The organism is Janthinobacterium sp. GW823-FHT03B06, from assembly GCF_058796955.1.
Window position 1 is genome coordinate 238,672 of record NZ_JBXAJE010000003.1, and the last position, 18,204, is coordinate 256,875.

Here is an 18,204-nt window from a genome sequence, read left to right on the forward strand (position 1 = left end):
CGCACTGAATACAACTCTGGAATCCTGCATGAAACGTCTGCTGCATCCGCTCTCGCCCACCACGGGCGCGGCACCTTTGGAAGATTACGTCGACCCGACTTTTTCCGCCACCGTCATCGCCTGGCAAAAGCAGCATGGCCGCCATGCGCTGCCGTGGCAGAATACGCGCGACGCCTACCTGATCTGGCTGTCCGAAATCATGCTGCAGCAAACGCAGGTCACCGCCGTGCTCGCTTACTACGCGCGCTTCCTCGAACGCTTCCCCACCCTGCGCGACCTCGCCAGCGCGCCGGTGGAAGACGTGATGGCGCAGTGGAGCGGCCTCGGTTACTACACGCGGGCGCGCAACCTGCACAAGTGCGCGCAGCGCGTGGTGGCCGAATACGACGGCGTGTTCCCCAGCGACCCGCTGCTACTGGCCGAGCTGCCCGGCATCGGCCGCTCGACGGCGGCTGCCATCTCCGCGTTTTCCAGCGGCACGCGCGCGGCCATCATGGACGGCAACGTCAAGCGCGTGTTTGCGCGCACCTTCGGCATCGACGCCTATCCCGGCGAAAAACGGGTCGAGGAAGCCATGTGGCGCCGCGCCGAAGCGCTGCTGCCTGAAACAGGTATCGAGGCCTACACGCAGGGCCTGATGGACTTCGGCGCCACCCTGTGCACGCGCAGCAGCCCCGATTGCGGCCGCTGCCCGCTGCAGCCGCGCTGCGTGGCCTACGCCACCCATCGGGTCAAAGACTTACCTGTACGCAAACCCAAAAAAACCAGTCCGGAAAAACACGCCGTCATGCTGGCCATCATCGACGATGGCCAGGTGCTGCTGGAGCAGCGCCCCGGCTCGGGCATCTGGGGCGGCCTGCTGTCGCTGCCGGAACTCGATGGCCACGTGCTGGCCGATGAAGTCACACCGCGCGAGATAGACCAACAGGTACTGGCGCGCGCCGTGTCGCCGTTCGGCGAAATCGAGACCCAGGAACGGCTGCTGCCCATCGTGCACGTGTTTACCCACTACAAGCTGCACATCGTCCCCTGCCGCATCACCCTGGCGCGCCGTTTGGCGCTGGCCGGAGAGTCCACGCACGTCTGGTACGACGGCGCGAAGATCGCCGACGCGCCGCTGCCTGCACCGATCAAGAAACTGCTGCTGGACCTGTTCGGCGATGCGCGCGCGGCGCAGCGCAGCATGTTCTAGTGCGCAGGCTTGTAGCACTGGCGCTGGCGGCGCTGTGCCTGCACGGCGCGCAAGCGGCTGACGCGCTGCCGGAGGTACCAGAGGTGAGAATAGGCGTGCTCGCCTACAAGGGCGGCGACGCCGTGCAGCAGGACTGGTCGTACGTGACGCGCCACCTGCAGGCCAGCATCCCCGGCATCCGTTTTACATTGGCCGACTATGACCAGGCGGGCCTGACGCGCGCCGTGCAGGCGCAGGCCATCGCCTTTGCCATCACCAGCAGCGGCCATTACGTGGCGCTCGAACACAGCGACGGCGCCAGCCGCATCGCCACGCTGGAGTCGCCGTGGACGGACTCGCCGCGCCAGGCCATCGGCTCGGCCATCGTCGTGCGCAGCGCGTCGCCGCTGCACGACCTGGCCGACCTGGCGGGCAAGAACGTGATGGCGGTGGCGCCCGACGCGTTTGGCGGCTACCAGATCGCCGCGCGCGAACTGCAGGAAGCGGGCATCGATCCCGCGCACGATTTTGCCAGCCTGCGCTACAGCGGTTTTCCCTCGCAGCAGATCGTCGAGGCCGTGCGTGCTGGCCGCATGGATGCCGGCATCGTGCGCACCTGTTTGCTCGAACAGATGGTGGCAAGCGGCGAAGTGCGGGCCGAGGAACTGCGCGTCATCACCACGCGCCCGATTCCCGGCTTTCGCTGCGCCAGCTCGTCGCGGCTGTATCCGGACTGGCCCTTCGTGGCCCTGCGCCAGACGCCGCCCCCGCTGGCGAAAAAAGTGGCGCAGGCCCTGCTGGCCATGCCGCGCACCAGCGAAGGCTACAGCTGGACGGTACCCAGCGATTACCAGATCGTCGATGAACTGTTCCGCGAACTGCGCATCGGCCCCTACGCCTATCTGAACAAGCTGACGTTCGAGACGGCCCTGCGCCGCTACTGGGGCTGGATGCTGCTGGTGCTGGCCTTGCTGGTGGCCTGGGCCGTGCATACGGTGCGCGTGGAATACCTGGTCAGCCGGCGCACGGAGCAATTGCGCGCGGCGCAGCACCAGCAGCGCGCGCTGGAAGAACAGGCGCGCCAGCGCCAGGCCACGCTCGACCACACGGCGCGCCTGGCCATCCTGGGCGAAATGGCCAGCGCCATCGCGCACGAATTGAACCAGCCGCTGGCGGCCATCGGCAATTTCGCGCGCGGCATGGCGCGCCGCATCACGGCGGGACGGCTCGACGCGGCACCGCTGCTCGACGGCGCGCAGGAAATCGCCACGCAAAGCGAGCGCGCGGGCGCCATCATCCGGCACATCCGCGCGATGGCGCAAAAGCGTCCCGCGCACAGCACGGCCTTCGCGTTGGCCGACGCCGTGGAGCAGGCGGTATCGCTGTTCCGCGCGGCCCATCCGCAAGCCAATATCAGTTGGCGTCACGAGGCGGCCAGCGCTGCACCGCGGGTGCTGGCCGACCCGCAGCAGGTGCAGCAGGTGCTGCTCAATTTATTGAAAAATGCGCTCGACGCGCAGGTCGAAAACGACCATCCGCAGCACCCGATCGGCGTGCTGCTGCACCGCGAAAACGGCGCCTGCACGGTGGCCGTGCGCGACGCCGGCTGCGGCCTCGATGCGGCGCAGATGGCGCGCCTGTTCGAGCCCTTCTTTACCACCAAGGCCGAAGGCCTGGGACTGGGCATGTCCCTCAGCAAAAGCATCATCGAGTCGTTCGGCGGCAGCCTGTCGGCCCACGCCAACGCCGATGCGCCAGGCTTGACGGTCTGGTTCCGCCTGCCCGAAGATACGCATATGGAAGCAGATAAGGAAACACCATGAATGAAAGCGATGCGATCATCTTTGTCGTCGACGACGACGCCGCCATGCGCCGCTCGCTGGCCTATCTGTTCGATTCGGCCGGCTGGCAAGTGCAGACGTTCGAATCGGCGCGCGACTTCCTGCAGCGCTACGAGGGCCATGTGCCGGGCTGCCTGCTGCTCGACGTGCGCATGCCATTGATGAGCGGACTGGAACTGCAGCAGGAGTTGAATAACAGGACCGGACACGCCATATCGCTGCCCGTGATTTTCCTCAGCGGCCACGGCGACCTGGCCATGGCCGTGCAGACGATGAAGGCGGGCGCCTGCGATTTTCTGGAAAAGCCGTGCAAGGACCAGGTATTGCTGGACGCCGTCTCGCGTGCCGTGGCCCGCAGCGTGGAAGAAAGCCGCAGCGCCGCCAGCGCGAATACGGCGCAAACGGCGCTGGCGAGGCTCACCGCGCGCGAGCGCGAAGTGGCGCTGCTGATGGCCGAAGGCAAGGCCTCGAAAGTCATCGCCCGCGAACTCGGTATCAGCGACAAGACGGTGCAGGTGCACCGCCATAACGCGATGGAGAAACTGGGCCTGCATTCAGCAGCCGAGGTAGCCCGGCTGCTGATGGCGGGTGGGCAAATCTAAGCCCGCACGATGCGGGCAGGAAGCCCCTGCCGCACCGACGTGCCCGAAACGGGATCGACGAACACGTTCTTGTCGCCGCGGCTCGGATCCGTCAGCCCCAGGTCGTTCAGGTTGATGCCCGCGCCAATGGCCGGTTCGTCGGGCTGGCGCAACTTGCCGATGCGGTGGGCGCGCGCGCCGTGCTCCTTGTGGCCGAAACCGTGCTCGACGGCGATCACGCCGCGCTGCACGCCGTGGCGCAGCATCACCGTGGCCCTGGCCTTGCCGCCCGGCGTCTCCAGATAAATCTGGTCGCCATTTTCCAGCTTCAGGCGCGCCGCATCGTCGGGATGCACGGCGACGGGGTTGTCCGGATGGATGCCGCGCAAGCGCCGCGCGCCGATGCTGTACGAGTTTTGCAGCGCAGATTTAAAACTGATCAACTCGAACGGCCACTCGCTGGCCGGGTAGGTTTTGCGCACGGGCGTGCCGTCGGCGAAAGCCGCCACCCTCCACGCGGGCGTGCCGGGGAAACGCTTGCCGCTCAAGCTGTTCTTGCTCACGCCCAGGCCCTCGTTGTACAGCATCATCGGCTTCAGGTAGCGGTGCGTGGACCAGTCCTGCGGATACGGCGTCTCATCAAGCACCGGCACGGGCGCGGCGGGCGCCTTGGGGTTGGCGGGCGGCGGCAGGCGCAGGCCGAACATCTCGCCATAGCTCTGGTAGCGCCCTCCCCGCGCCAGCATGAAGGCCACCTTGCGCCACTCTTCCGGCTTCAGCGTGCGCTCCAGTTCGGGGCGGATGCGCGCCACGCCGGACAGCGCGATATCGTCGTCGCTCGCCTCCGGCACGGCCGCCTTGCCTTGCCAGGCGATGTTGGCGCCGCCGCGCAGATACCAGTCTTCCGCGCGCTGCAGGGGGAAGCGCCGGCCCTCCATGTCTTGCAGGGCTTCCGTGCCGAAGCCGGGCAAGGCCATCGTTTTGGCCAGCGCGATGAAGAACGATTCCATGCAGATGCTCTGGCCGTCCGGCGTCTTTTGCACGCGCGGTTCGACCACGGGCCAGCGCGCCGTGCTCATTTTGACGGGCATGCCGCCCCAGGCGCCGGCCCAGCCCCAGCTTTCATACAGCAAGGTATCGGGCAGCAGGTAGTCGGCAAACGCCGAGCTTTCATTGATGAAGGGATCGATGGCGACGATCAGGGGAATCTTCTTCGGATCGGCCAGCTCCTTGCCGATCTGCGCGCGCAAGCCCGTGATGCCGTAGACGGGATTGCAGCTCCACAGGATCAGCGCCTTCAAGGTGTACGGATAGCCGTTCATGGCGCTGGTGAGCCATTCGGTGGCCAGCGCGGGCGCGTTCGGATACCACGGCGCCCTGGCCGGATACGCCTTGCCCGCTTCCTTCTTCAACTTGAATTCCGAGGTTTTTTCATACGGCACGTTGCGCCCGATGGGCATGCCGGCCGCCTTGATCTCGCCGTCGAAACTTTCGAGGTTGTAGCGCGGGCCGGGGCCCGCATCCTTGAAGCTGCCGCCGTTGATCAGGGTGCCGCCCTTGCGGTTCAAGTTGCCGATCAGGGTATTGAGCATGACCAGCGCATACGCGTTATAAAAGCCGGCGCCCGACATCATGCCGCCGTGCGCATTGACGGCGGCGCGCTTGCCGTGGCTGGTCAGTTCCCGCGCCAGGCCTTCGATGATGTCAAGCGGGATGCCGCAGGCGCTGGAATAGTCCTCCATGCTGTGGCGCTGCGCTTCTTCGTTGAGCATCGTCATGGCCGTCTTCAGGTGCAGCGGCGCGCCGGCCACGTCCAGCGGGCCGTCGAAGAACAGGCGCGCTTCGCCCTTGGCGGCATTGTGCGGCACGATCGCTTGCGTGGCCGCGTCGATCACGCAGAACGCGTCGCCATCCTTGTAGCGCTCCTCTTCCGCCAGTTCCACCGCGCCGATGTCCGACGCGCGCAGGTAGCGGCCGTCGCGCGGATGGCCCTTCTCGCTGATGATCAGATGCGTGGCGTTGCACCAGGCGGCTTCGCCTGCCGCTTCCGCCACCTTCAGGTTCGGCTGCACGAGGAAGTTGCGGTCATAGCGTTCGTGCTCGATGATCCAGCGGATCATGGCCATGGCCAGCGCGCCATCCGTGCCCGGCTTGATCGGCACCCAGCGGCTGCGGTCGCCCGCGGCCAGGCTGTCGGCATTCGTCAGCACGGGGTCGACGACGACGTAGCTGAATTCGCGCTTGCCCGAACGGGCTTTCGCGATCAAGGTGCCCTGGCGCTTGAACGGGTTGCCCGCATTGCCGGGCGCCGTGCCGACGAAGATGCAGAACTCCGTGTTTTCCAGGTCCACTTTCGCATGCGGCATTTTCTTCATGTCGCCGAACATGGCGCCCGAGCCGCTGCGGTAGGAGCCGCCGCAATACGAGCCGTGGTTGACCAGGTTCAGACTGCCGTACGATTGCTTGAAAAAACGCGTGCCGAACGCCAGGCGGCCATCGTCGGTGCTGCACATCAGGCCCACCTGATTGACTTGCGGACCCAGTTCCGGCTGCGCCGGATCGATCGGTTTTTCCAGCTCGCGCAAGGCGCGCAAGCCCTGCACGTGGCCTTCGCCAAACAGGTCGCCGCCTTCCGTCACTTCCTTGACCAACTGGTCGAAGGCGATCGGCTCCCACTGGCCGCCGCCGCGCGGTCCCACGCGCTTCATGGGCGCCAGCACGCGGAACGGCGACTCCATCTGTTCCAGCACGCCGTTGCCGCGGCCGCAAGCGGTGGAACGTCCCTTCAAGCCCTTTTCCTCGAAACGCGACAGGGAAATGAAGCTGTCGCGTATCGGGGTCTGGTACGGCAGCGCCGGATCGGCCGACAGGGGGCTGTACGGATTGCCCGCCACGCGCAGCACCTTGCCGCTTTTTTTATCCAGGCGCACGCGCACGCCGCAAAACGTGGTGCAGCCCATGCACATGGTGTAGCTGACCTGCTGGTCGGGATTGACCGTCAATTTTCCCGTGGCCGTGTCGACGGAAAACTCGGGCGCCAGCGAATTGCCGTGCAAGCGCTGTACGGGTTTGTCCTTGCCCAGCGCGTGGTCGACCATGCGGCCGGCCGTGGTGGAAAAGCTGGCGGCAAAGGCGGCCAGCCCGCCGCCGATGGCGCCGTAGCGCAGCAGCTTGCGGCGTTTTTCTTTTTCGTCTTCAGGGACGTCGTTGCGGTCGTCGTTGTGTATTTGATCGTTCATTGTTGACTCCTCAGTGCGTGGCCATGGCGGGACGGCTGCGTGCAGCGACGACGCGTCCGGCCCATGGCAAAAATTCCAGCATCAGCAACAGCAGCGCGATCCACAGGCCGGCCGTGCCGATAATCCCCATCAAGCCGTCGTTCCCCATCGGCAGGTGGTAGTCGTACAGGCCCGCGCCCGTCTTCGGGATGTTCTGCCCGCCGATGAAAATCGTCCAGCGCATCATCCAGGCGCTGTGCAGCGCGATCAGGCCGTTGACCAGGCCACTCGTGGCGGGACGCCAGATGGCCAGGGCCATCGGCACGATCGACGACAGCACGGCCCAGACTGCCGTGAACTGCCATTGCGGCATGCCCGCCACCTGGGTAAAGGCCATGCTGTGGCTGGCGCTTACGCCGGACAGGCTGACGAACAGCCAGCCGCCGCCCAATGCCAGCACCAGCGCCAGCGACAGGGCCAGCGCGCGGTTCAAGGACACTTCCAGCGCCATGTCGCGGCCCGGCAGGAAACGGTTGAACAGCAGCGCCAGGCCCACCGCCCCGACAAAGGCCGTGGCGGCAAATTGCGCCGGCAGGAACGGCGTGAACCACAGTGGACGGGCGCGCACCACCATTACTTCCATGCCCGTGTACAGCCCCACCACGAAGGCGGCGAGCAGGGTTAAGGCGGCGGCGGTGATGATGGCCTGGCGCGATGCGGCGCCTCCACGTCCCAGCAGCCGATAGGCAAAGGCCAGGCGGTCCCGACCCTGCCCCCGCGTGGCGAAGTCCCCGCGCAGCGCCAGCCACGCGTACAGCATCAGACAGCCCAGATACAGGGGAATGAAGAACGAACCCCACGACATCCACGACTGCGGCTGGAAGTAAATGTAGAAATGGTAGAAGCGGCCCGGCCCGTGCAAGTCGGCCAGCAGCGCCACGGGCGCCGTCATGCCGCAGACGAGGGACGCGAGCAGCGCGATGCGCCCCAGGCGTTCATACGCCTTGCGGCCGAAGACGAAGTACGGCAGGGTCAGCATGAAGCTGCCGTAACTGAGGCCGATGAGGAAAAAATACTGCACCGCCCACGGCAGCCATGCCGCTTCGCGCGTGACGTTGACAATTTCGGTGATGTGGCTGTCCATGGTTTATTTCCCGTGTTTGCTCGGTTGCCAAAGTGTCGCTTCGCCCTCGACGTGGCCGGCGAAGCGCGTGTCCAGTCCCAGGTAAAACACGTGGGGCTGGGTACCCTGTTCAGGCTTCAGCACCTTCACCTTGTTCTCGCTGAGCAGCTGATGCACCATGCTGTCCGGATCATTGAGGTCGCCGAAGATGCGCGCGCCGCCCACGCAGGTTTCCACGCAGGCCGGCAGCAGGCCTTCATCGACCCTGTGCGCGCAGAACGTGCACTTGTCGGCCTTGCCCGTCTCGTGGTTGATGAAGCGCGCATCGTAGGGGCAGGCCTGCACGCAGTAGGCGCAGCCCACGCAACGGTCGCCATCGACGACGACGACGCCATCCTTGCGCTGGAAGGTGGCGCCCACGGGACAGACGGGGATGCAGGGAGGATTGGCGCAGTGATTGCACAGGCGCGGCAGCATGTAAGTGCCGCAGCGGTTCTCTTCCTTGACTTCATAGGTCGAGACGACGGTGCGAAAGCTGTTTTCCGGCACGGCGTTTTCCATGATGCAGGAGACCGTGCACGCCTGGCAGCCGATGCATTTCTGCACATCGACCACCATCGCCCAGCGCTGGCCGCCTTCGCCCCTGGTGGCGGCCTTGCCTGGCAGCGGCGCGATGGCCGCCCCGATGGTAACGGCGGGCAAGGCGCGCAAGAAACTGCGGCGCGATTCGATCATGACACTCTCCTTGACGATGGGCGGCAAGCCCTTGTTGACTTGCTGCCATGATAGAAAAGAAGTTGCCGTACGGATATTGGGGTGATCGTGCGGGGACCTAGATGATCATGCCAATTGACAGGATCGACAATGCGGAGTAGGTCGGATTAGCGGAGCCGCCGAAGCGCGCCAGCGCGTAATCCGACAACATTGTTGGCATGAAGTGTCGTGGTATCGCGCAGACAGGTCGGATTATGCTACGCTAATCCGACCTACGTCGGATTCCCCATGGCCGTTTGCATCGGTAGGTCGGGTTAGCCGGCACGGCGTAACCCGACACGCAGCGTCGCGCGGGCAGGTCAGTGCCCGCAGTGACCGTTACAGCTCGTCGAGCGAATACAGCCGGCGGTGCTCGCGGATCGCGTAGCGGTCCGTCATGCCGGCGATATAGTCGGCGATCTTGCGCGCCTGCTTTGTCACATCATCGCCGTTGACCTGATAATCGGGCGGCAGCAGGGCCGGTTCGGCCATGAAGCTGTCGTACAGTTCGCGCACGATGCGGCTGGCCTTCACGCGCATGCGGTTGACCTGGTAGTGGCGGTACAGGTTCGCGCGCAGGAAGCGCTTCAGCTCCGTCGCATCCTTGCGCATGGCGTCCGAAAAACGGATCAGCGGCGGACTGGCGCGCACTTCGCTGACGTCGCGCGGCGCGGCGTCGAGGATCAGGGCATTCGACGTGACGATCAGATCGTCGGCCAGGGCCGTGATCAGGCGGCGCAGGGTTTCGTAGATGGCGCGCCGGCCCGACAGGCCGGGAAACGCCTGCTGCACGTCGCGCCACAGGCGGCCGAAGAATTCCACTTCTTCCAACTGCGCGATGGTGATCAGGCCCGAGCGCAGGCCATCGTCGATATCGTGGCTGTTGTAGGCGATTTCATCGGCCAGGTTGGTCAGCTGCGCTTCCAAGGTCGGTTGCGTGCGGTCGATAAAGCGCTGCGCCACGGGACCCAGTTCGCGCGCATGCGCGAGCGAGCAGTGTTTTAATATGCCTTCGCGCGTCTCGAACATCAGGTTCAAGCCATCGAAGGCGCCGTAGTGCTCTTCCAGGGTATCGACCACGCGCAGGCTTTGCAGGTTGTGCTCGAAGCCGCCGTGCGCCTGCATGCACTCGTTGAGCACGTCCTGGCCCACGTGGCCGAACGGCGTGTGGCCCAGGTCATGCGCGAGCGCGATGGCTTCGACCAGGTCTTCGTTCAGGCGCAGGTTGCGCGCGATGGAGCGGCCGACCTGCGCCACTTCCAGGCTGTGCGTGAGGCGCGTGCGGAACAGGTCTCCCTCGTGATTGAGGAAAACCTGGGTCTTGTATTCGAGGCGGCGGAAAGCCGAGGAATGGATGATGCGGTCGCGGTCGCGCTGGAACTGGCTGCGCGAGGCGTGCGCCGCCTCGGCAAAGCGACGTCCCTGCCCCTGTGCCGAATGGGCGGCATAGGGGGCTAGCCATCCTTGGGCGAGGGCGTCTTCCGGCGTCATGGCTATTGCACTCCGGCGGCCAGGGTGGCCAGCACCAGTTCGTGCGGCGCGGACGTGATGCACGGGCTGCCCAAGGGTTTCAACAGGATGAACTTGATGGCGCCGCCCTCGTTCTTCTTGTCCACTTCCATCAGTTCCAGCCAGCGCTCGACACCGAGGTCCGGCGCCTTAACGGGCAGGCCGGCGGCGGCGACGAGTTTGCGCACGCGCTCGACGGCCGCCTGGTCGATATAGCCCATGCGGCACGACAGGTCGGCCGCCATCACCATGCCGCAGCCGACGGCTTCGCCGTGCAGCCAGTGGCCGTAGCCCAGGCCCGCCTCGATGGCGTGGCCGAAGGTGTGTCCGAAGTTCAGGATGGCGCGCAAGCCGCCTTCGCGCTCGTCCTGACGCACGACGTCGGCCTTGATTTCGCACGAGCGGGCGATCGCATAGGCGAGCGCACCCTTGTCGCGCGCCATCAGCTTGTCCATGTTCGCTTCGATCCAGTCGAAAAACGCGGCGTCGATGATGGCGCCATGCTTGATCACTTCGGCCAAGCCTGCCGACAGCTCGCGCGCCGGCAGGGTTTCCAGGGTCGAGGTGTCGGCGATCACGGCGCGCGGCTGGTAGAAGGCGCCGATCATGTTCTTGCCCAGCGGATGGTTGATGCCCGTCTTGCCGCCGACGGAAGAGTCGACCTGCGCCAGCAAGGTGGTCGGCACCTGCACGAAGCCGATGCCGCGCATGTAGCTGGCCGCCGCGTAGCCGGTCAGGTCGCCGATCACGCCGCCGCCCAGCGCCACCAGGGTGGTCTTGCGGTCGCATTTATTGGCCAGCAGCGCGTCGAAGATCTGCATCAGGCTGGCCCAGTTTTTATATTCTTCGCCGTCCGGCAGGACGATGCAGATCACTTCGCGGCCATCGCTGGCCAGCGCCGCCTGCAGGCGGCCCAGATACAGGGGCGCGACGGTGGTATTGGTGACGATGGCCACCTTGTGGCCGCTGATATGGCGCAGCAGCGCATCGGCGTCGGCCAGCAGGCCGGGACCGATGGCGATCGGATAACTGCGTTCGTCGAGGTCTACGCTCAACAACATTTTGGATTGCTCGTTCATCGAAGGCTCTGCATGAATGACGCAGTTGGGCGAGGCCTCGCACTCGAGGCTGGCCAGCTGCATCAGGATGGTCTGAACCATCGATTGTACGTTAGGACGGCCCGTGTCGATCACAATGTCGGCCACTTCCATGTAATGGGGCTCGCGCTGCGCAGTCAATTCCTCGAGCTTTTTACGCGGGTCGGCCGTCTGCAGCAGGGGGCGGTTCTTGTCGTGGCTGGTGCGCGCGAGGATGTTGCTGACGCTGGCGCGCAGGTACACGACCGTACCCCGTTCCTTCAGGTAGGCGCGGCTGTCGGCGTTGAGGATCGCCCCGCCGCCCGTGGCCATGACGATGCCTTCCTGGGCGCTCAGGTCGCGGATGACCTCGGCCTCGCGCCGGCGAAAGCTGGCCTCGCCCTCGATCTCGAAGATCCACGGGATGGTCGCTCCCGTGCGTGCCTCGATTTCGTGGTCGGAATCGACAAAGCGCAAGCCCAGCTTGCGGGCCAGGATGCGCCCGATCGTGGTTTTGCCTGCGCCCATGAGGCCGACAAGAAAGATATTACTGTTGGAAATTTCGGACACTTTTTATATCAATCAGAAAATAAGCAGGCGCCGCCTCTACGGCGCCCGTTTCCCCTTACGTCAAGGACAGGAGAATGTCAGTCTAAACGGGTAACTGGTGGCGTTACCCAGCGGCGTCGTCACTGTTACATTAAACGTGCTGACCACATTCGCTACACAATTTGTCGGCGTCAGACTGTTAATTGTAACGGCATGCCGGCCTCCCTGGTTACCTTGAATGTTGCCTCCGGTACGGTCATCCACGCCAAGCGTGTTGTGCGGATAGATATTTTGTATGCTGTCCGGAGTAATGGATCCAACGCCATTGATCATATTCGTAATCGCGACCGTGGTCCCAGAGGGCATGGGGTTTTGATGCAAATCGCTGAATCTCAAGCTGAATTGACGCACTGCAGCGGCTGAAACGCTTCCAAGATCATAGGTGCTGCGATCCAGGCTTACCTGGGCCGACTGATCGAACAGCATGACATTCTCGGGACGGCTGCCGCTCAGGAAGATGGCGATCTTCGCGAACAACGTCTTGTTCCCGTCCGAAGTGCTGGCGCAGACGGTAGCAAGACCGGGCCACAGGCTGTCGGCCGTGCCGCCATTGCTGACATCATTGCAGGGCGTGACAGGTGGATTGGTCGCCACACGCGGGTTCTGGCTGCGGAAGTCGACCGAGCAGCCACCATTCATGGTAGTGCAGCCGCCCATGCTGGACGAGCCGATGGCGCCCAAATTGCTCTGAAATACCACCGGCGTGCCGTCAGGAACAGGGTTGCCCGCTTGGTCTGCCAGCAAGATAGTGACGGTCGTGGCAGGGGTGCCTAAGGGGCTGTCATACGACCAGCCTTCCACGCTAGACTTGACGGAGCTGAGCGAAAACGCCGTTTGCACAGGCAAACCCGTCGTTACTAGGATGGAATCGGACAAGGTGGAAATGCCAGAGGCCAGGCTGGCCTTAACACGGAAGGTGGTCGGGGTGTTGCCGGAATTCACGGTGGTGATGACGTCACCATTGGCATCCGTGGTGTCTTTCACTTTATTGAGCGTCATGCCAGGGCCGTTCAACAACGAAAACGTCACTTCCTGGCCGACCAGAGGTTTGTTGAAAGTATCGAATACGCGGAAAGTGAGCGTAGCCATTTCCGTGCGCGCTATGCCGCCCTGCCCTTGAATCACGATCGATTTTCCTACCGGACTGACGCTGGAAAATTGTACCGATGCCGGCGCGACGCGGCCGATCGGCAGCGTCGCGTGATACATGGAAGCGCTGCCCGCCACTGTGGCATTGACCATATCGTAGTCATTGCAACCCAGGTCGCGGAAAACAGCTGTGGCCTTGCCATTGACTACCGGCACGCCGCTGGTCACGCTAGCCTTGCCGGCCTGCACGCAAGTCGAACTGAAATTTACCGTCTGGCCTGATCCTGTGTACAGGCTGGTGCCAGCCATGACATCAACCGTGACGTTGGTGGTGCCATAGGCCGGGATGCTGGCGGGCGAAAACCGCATGTTCTCCGCACTCAGGTCGGTGGCTCCCAGCACATAATTGATCTGGCTGCTGGCAACGGCACCATTGGCCGTCGTGGTCGCCCGCAACGTGGCGGCGCCGCTGGCCGACAGACTGAAAGGACGCAGCGTTACGCTGGCCGTACCTGTCGCATCGGTCAGTGCCGTCCCTACCGATGGTGACATCACTGCCATGGTATTGTCAGTCGAGAATGCCACCAACACGTCGCTGATCGGTTTTCCGTTCAAATCGGTCACCAACGCCTTGGCCGTCAGCGGCATGGCGCTCGACAGCGCGTTACTGGCGCTGCCGCCATTGAGCAGCGCCAGTGTCATTTTGGCGCCCGATGCCTGGGCCGTTTTGATTTCATAACTGGCGTCGCCGGTGACCATAGCGGTGCCTGCCGCGACAGTGGCCGTCAGCTTGCCGGCACCGGTGACCGTCGCATTCAAGGCCGAGACGGTGATACTGGCATAGCCCTTGGCGTCGGTCAGCGCCGTGCCGTTGGTCGATGACAACGTTACCAGCGCGGGGTCGGCCGAAAACGTGACCACGGCATTGCTGATAGGAACGCCATTTTTATCGTTGACGAGCGCCTTGGCCGTCAGCGGCGTCGTGCTGCTCAATGCATTGCTAGGCTGGCCAGCGGCGTTCAACAGGCTTACCATGACCGTCGCGGCCACGCCGCCCGTCGTGCCGCCGCTGCTGCCGCCATCGAGGGTCGGATCACCGCCGCCGCCGCCGCAGGCGGCCAGCAGGGAGCCCAGCGCCAGCATGACCAGCCAATTCGATACCCTACTCCAAGAAGTATTGCCAAAAGAAAAATTCCGCATAGTCGCCATCAGTCCGCTTTCGTTTGCATTGTTACTTAAACGTAAAGATGTGACATTAACGTGTTGCTGGCCGATCTGCCACTATTTTCGGCGTAATAAACACCATCAGTTCCGTTTTTTCTTGACTGCGGCCCGTGCTGCGGAAAAAAACACCAAACACGGGGATGTCGCCCAGCAGCGGCACCTTGCTGTCCGTGCCCCGCTCCGATTGCTGATAAATACCGCCCAGCACCACGGTTCCGCCATCTTCCACCATCACTTGCGTGCGCACGTGCTTGGTGTCGATGGCGAAACCGGAACGGGTTTCCTGCCCCACACTGTCCTTGTTGACGTCCACTTCCAGCACCACGTTGCCGTCGGGCGTGATTTGCGGCGTCACTTCCAGACGCAGGTTCGCCTTGCGAAACGTGATCGACGTGGCGCCGCTGCTGGTGGCCACCTGGTACGGCAGTTCGATGCCCTGCTCGATCAGCGCCAGCACCTTGTCGGCCGTCACCACGCGGGGGCTGGAAATGATCTTGCCCCTGCCGTCCGCTTCCAGCGCGGACAACTCCAGGTTCAGAAAGCGGTTGGCGGCCGCCGAAAACAGGCTCAGGGCGAAGCTGGCCGGCTGCAAGCCATTGATGCTGGCGGCCGGCAAGTTGACGAATTGCGTGTTCGGCACGAAGGCGCCGCTGCCCGCCACCGTTTGCCCCGTCGCCTCGCCCATGCCCTGATACGTGCCGCCGATGGCCGCGCGGCGTCCGCTGCCGCCCAGCGAAAAACCGGGCACCTGGCCCGCCGCCAGCCGCTGGTCCGTAAAACCGAGGCGCGCGCCCAGGTTGCGGCTGAAACTGTCGTTCGCCTCGACGATGCGCGCCTCGATCATGACTTGTCGGGTTGGAATATCCGTCTTGGCGATCAGCTGACGGATCTGCTCCAGGCGCGCCGGCACGTCGGTGACAAACAGCTGATTCGTGCGCGGCTCGATCAGCACGCTGCCACGGCGCGACAGCAGCCGGCTGCGCCCTTCCCCCGCGTCCAGGCCGAACACGGTACGGAACGCTTCGGCCTTCTGGTAATTGAGCTGGAAGATGTTTGATTGCAAGGGTTCAAGTTCCGCGATCTGCGCGCGCGTTTCGAGCTCCAGTTTTTCGCGCGCGAGGATTTCCTCGCGCGGCGCGATCCACAGCACGTTGCCATTGCGCCGCATGTCCAGGCCCTTGGCCTGCAGCAGCACGTCGAGCGCCTGGTCCCACGGCAAGTCGCGCAGGCGCAGGGTTACATTGCCCGCCACGCTATCGCTGGCGATGATGTTTTGCCCGGACGCATCGGCCAGGATGTGCAAGGCCGCGCGCACGCCCACGTTCTGGAAATCGACGGAAATTTTGTCGCCCGCATACAGACGCGGCGCCGTCACCTGCACCACCGCCTCCTGGGCAAGGACACCGGCATGCAGACACAGCATGGCGGCCACGAGCATGCGGAGCGGCCTCATGGCGCCGCCTCGGGCAGGCTGGCCTTCGCCCCTGCCACCTGCAAGGCCAGGCTGCCGCGCCGCTCGCGCCAGGGGCCATCCGCCTCGCGCAGCAATTCACGGTACTGCACGGCCTGTTCACTGATGCCCGTCACCACACCGTGGTCTTGCCCCAGATACTGGCCCACGGCCACCCGGTACATGCGCTGGCCCGCCAGCAGCAGCGCGTTCAGGCGCCCGTCCTGTTGCACGCTGCCGACCATGGTGATGGCAGGCAAGGCCACGCTTTCCAGCGGCTCGCGCACCCGGCGCGGATCGGGTCCCGCCACGCCCCCACGCTGTCCGGGCGCGGGCGGCAAGGCATTAAATGGATCGGCCAGGGCGGCCGCCTCGTAAGGATGCGGCGCGACAGCGGCAAGCGGGCGCCATGCCGGCGCACTGCCCTTTGAAGGCAATGCCGCTTGCGCCGCCCGCTCCCCCGCTTCGGGCAAACGATACGCCTGCAACACGGCATCCAGGGTCAACAAGCGATCCTTGCCAAGGGTCAAGGCCAGCGCATGCACCGTGACGATGCGCGGCAGGCGCGCCAGGTCTGCCAGCAGCGCGCCCATGGCGTGGTAGCCGCCACGCAACTGTATCGTGATCGGCAAGGCGACATACGGCGCTTGCGGCCGCGCCGCGCCCGGCTTGAACAGTGAAAATTGCAGCCCGCGCGACCGGCCGGCGGCATTAATGTCCGTCAACAGCGCCGCCATCGCCTGCTGGTCAGGCAGTTGCTGTTCCAGCAGGGCCAGCTCGGCGCCGGCCTGACGCTGCTCTGCACGCCACTGCGGCAACTGCTTTGCCCTGGCCTGCGCCGCCAGATAATCGGCGCGCAAGCGGGCTTCCTCACTGTGCGCCAATCGCACTGCAGCCATCAGTCCATCGAGCCATGTGGCGTGCAGCAGGGCAGTCAGCAGCATGCCGGCCAGCGCAGCGCAAGCAAGGCGCGCCGGCAGCGGCCACAGTGACGCGGTCTTCAAGCTCAGCATGATCAACCTCCACGACTAAGAGCCTATCCCAGTAGATGAATACATCTCTTGCAAGCGCCCCTCAGAAGCGGGGAGTCGTCGCGTGGCTCGCCACGCGTCCTCCTCGCGCCTTGTCCGCGCTCCTGATGTGCTGCCTGCAAAAGACACTCCCTACTGGGATAGGCTCCAAGATTGTCCAGCGGGTGCCAAAGCCAGCCGTATCGTCCATTCCACGGCGCCATCGGCCGCGCCGCGCACTTCCATCACTTCCGGCCGGGACCAAGGCGCGGCCTGCGCCAGCGCCAATAATAGTGCCGCGACCTTTTCCTGCGAAACGGCCTGCCCTTGCAGGCGCACCATCGCCGTTTCCTGGCGCACACTGTGCAGGGCGACGCCAGCCGGCATCGCCTGGGCCAGGGCCGCCAGCATGCGCACCCAGGCATCGCGCTGCTCTTGCAGACTGGCAATGGCTTGCTGGCGCAGCAGCAGGGCCGCCGTCTCGCCCTGCACGCGCTTGCCTGTGACAAGGACCGTATTGACTTGCTGCATGGCATGGCGCCAGCCCTCCTGGCGTTGCAACTGCACGTCGAGCTGGTGCTGCAGCCAGGCACCCGCCGCCAAGGCCGTCAGCAATCCCAACAGCGCCCCGCCGGCCAGTTGCCACAGCAGCCGCTGAATACGCCTGCGGCGTGCCGCCTGGCGATACGGCAAAAGATTGATGCATGGCACTTCCGCCACGGCCTTCATCGGGCGTACCGGTGCATGGCCAGGCCCCAGGCCAGTTGATAGTTCAGGCCGCCGCCGGGCAAGGCTTGCCAGCCGCCCTGCGCGAGCGCCGCCTGCAAGGCAAGCGCCTCGCTATCCATAATGACGGGCGTCAAGCCGGCCGCCTTGGCCGCATCGAGACGGCGCTGCACGCTGGCGCGCCGCGCCGCCACCAGCAACACGTCGATCTCGCTGCCGGTCTGGCCGGCAAGCGGCGGCGCAGGGCCGAGAATGAAAAAATCCAGGTTGGCGTCTTCCAGCGCAAACGGCATGTATTGTCCCGCTTCCAGTTCCACGAGGATTTCCAGTTGTTCCTCCGGCAATCCGGCAGGCAGGCGGATCGCATGCGTGATCAGGGCCGTGGCCGGCATGGCCAGCGCCACGCGCGTGCAGCCGCTGCCACTGTCGCGGCATGCCAGGCGCACGGCGGCAGCCAGGCCCTGCAGATCTTCGATCATGCCCTCACGCATTACTCCTGCCGCCAGCGCGGCGCTGCCGCAATGCCGGCACGCCAGTGTTCCCCGCCGGCGTATCAACTCGACCACGCGCACGGCGTCGTCCGCGATGTCGACGCCCAGCAAGCCGGTGCCAAGAAGACTGCTGATGGACATGTTTTTCATAGAGAAACGTCAGCGTGGAAGGAAGTCCTGCCATCCGCAAGCCTAGTCCCGGCAGCGCTGGCTTGTAAACGGATTTCACGCTGGTGTCTGCGGCGCGCGGCGCCTATCTGGCGGGGCCGTGATCTGGCGCAGGATAATTGTTACCAAATCCTGGTTGCCAGCGGGCCAATACACGCTTATATA

The 18,204-nt window shown here is 64.7% G+C and carries 12 protein-coding genes and 1 pseudogene; 3 read left to right on the forward strand and 10 right to left on the reverse strand.

The genetic code is table 11. The annotated features are described in order from the left end of the window. The first annotated feature begins 28 nt into the window (after nucleotides 1–28). From mutY to AC1RBA_RS12130, 3 genes are read left to right on the forward strand one after another with little or no spacing between them, the layout of a single operon-like run. Entirely contained in the window at nucleotides 29–1,192 is a 1,164-nt protein-coding gene (mutY, locus tag AC1RBA_RS12120) for an A/G-specific adenine glycosylase (RefSeq protein ID WP_492418400.1), read from the forward strand. Then, a complete protein-coding gene (locus tag AC1RBA_RS12125; RefSeq protein ID WP_492418402.1) occupies nucleotides 1,192–2,994 on the forward strand; it encodes a sensor histidine kinase in 1,803 nt (600 codons plus the stop codon). Before mutY ends, AC1RBA_RS12125 begins: the two co-directional genes overlap by 1 nt. Beyond that, nucleotides 2,991–3,614, forward strand: coding sequence for a response regulator transcription factor (locus AC1RBA_RS12130; protein WP_070221680.1), 624 nt, complete (start codon nucleotides 2,991–2,993; stop codon nucleotides 3,612–3,614). Before AC1RBA_RS12125 ends, AC1RBA_RS12130 begins: the two co-directional genes overlap by 4 nt. Here AC1RBA_RS12130 and AC1RBA_RS12135 read toward each other — a convergent pair. The 10 genes and pseudogenes from AC1RBA_RS12135 to pilM all read right to left on the reverse strand — a co-directional run bounded on the left by AC1RBA_RS12135 (nucleotide 3,611) and on the right by pilM (nucleotide 18,012). Continuing rightward, nucleotides 3,611–6,832, reverse strand: a complete 3,222-nt coding sequence (locus tag AC1RBA_RS12135; protein WP_492418404.1) for a molybdopterin dinucleotide binding domain-containing protein — start codon at nucleotides 6,830–6,832, stop codon at nucleotides 3,611–3,613. The two genes, AC1RBA_RS12130 and AC1RBA_RS12135, sit on opposite strands and share 4 nt — an antisense overlap. A 10-nt stretch (nucleotides 6,833–6,842) precedes the next feature. After that, entirely contained in the window at nucleotides 6,843–7,955 is a 1,113-nt protein-coding gene (gene nrfD, locus AC1RBA_RS12140) for an NrfD/PsrC family molybdoenzyme membrane anchor subunit (protein WP_492418406.1), read from the reverse strand. A gap of 3 nt (nucleotides 7,956–7,958) precedes the next feature. Next, on the reverse strand, nucleotides 7,959–8,669 hold the full coding sequence (dsrO, locus tag AC1RBA_RS12145; protein WP_070221683.1) for a sulfate reduction electron transfer complex DsrMKJOP subunit DsrO: 711 nt from the start codon (nucleotides 8,667–8,669) through the stop codon (nucleotides 7,959–7,961). Nucleotides 8,670–9,026: 357 nt separating this feature from the next. After that, on the reverse strand, nucleotides 9,027–10,178 hold the full coding sequence (locus AC1RBA_RS12150; RefSeq protein WP_070312504.1) for a deoxyguanosinetriphosphate triphosphohydrolase: 1,152 nt from the start codon (nucleotides 10,176–10,178) through the stop codon (nucleotides 9,027–9,029). A 2-nt stretch (nucleotides 10,179–10,180) separates the two neighbouring features. After that, nucleotides 10,181–11,800: a bifunctional shikimate kinase/3-dehydroquinate synthase AroKB gene (gene aroKB, locus AC1RBA_RS12155; protein WP_070292465.1), complete on the reverse strand. Its 1,620-nt coding sequence runs from the start codon at nucleotides 11,798–11,800 to the stop codon at nucleotides 10,181–10,183. 102 nt (nucleotides 11,801–11,902) lie between these two features. Then, nucleotides 11,903–14,113 (reverse strand): Ig-like domain-containing protein, encoded by a 2,211-nt coding sequence (locus AC1RBA_RS12160; protein ID WP_162995528.1) that lies wholly within the window; start codon nucleotides 14,111–14,113, stop codon nucleotides 11,903–11,905. A gap of 112 nt (nucleotides 14,114–14,225) precedes the next feature. After that, nucleotides 14,226–15,551: pseudogene (locus AC1RBA_RS12165) on the reverse strand (type IV pilus secretin PilQ); the annotation flags it as partial. 92 nt (nucleotides 15,552–15,643) lie between these two features. Next, nucleotides 15,644–16,657 (reverse strand): pilus assembly protein PilP, encoded by a 1,014-nt coding sequence (locus AC1RBA_RS12170; RefSeq protein ID WP_492418408.1) that lies wholly within the window; start codon nucleotides 16,655–16,657, stop codon nucleotides 15,644–15,646. Nucleotides 16,658–16,807: 150 nt separating this feature from the next. Then, nucleotides 16,808–17,374 carry a PilN domain-containing protein gene (locus AC1RBA_RS12175; protein WP_492418409.1) on the reverse strand — a complete coding sequence of 189 codons (567 nt, stop codon included), beginning with the start codon at nucleotides 17,372–17,374 and terminating at the stop codon, nucleotides 16,808–16,810. 5 nt (nucleotides 17,375–17,379) lie between these two features. Next, complete coding sequence (pilM, locus tag AC1RBA_RS12180; RefSeq protein WP_070292335.1) at nucleotides 17,380–18,012, reverse strand: pilus assembly protein PilM; 633 nt, start codon at nucleotides 18,010–18,012, stop codon at nucleotides 17,380–17,382. Between the last annotated feature and the right edge of the window lie 192 nt (nucleotides 18,013–18,204).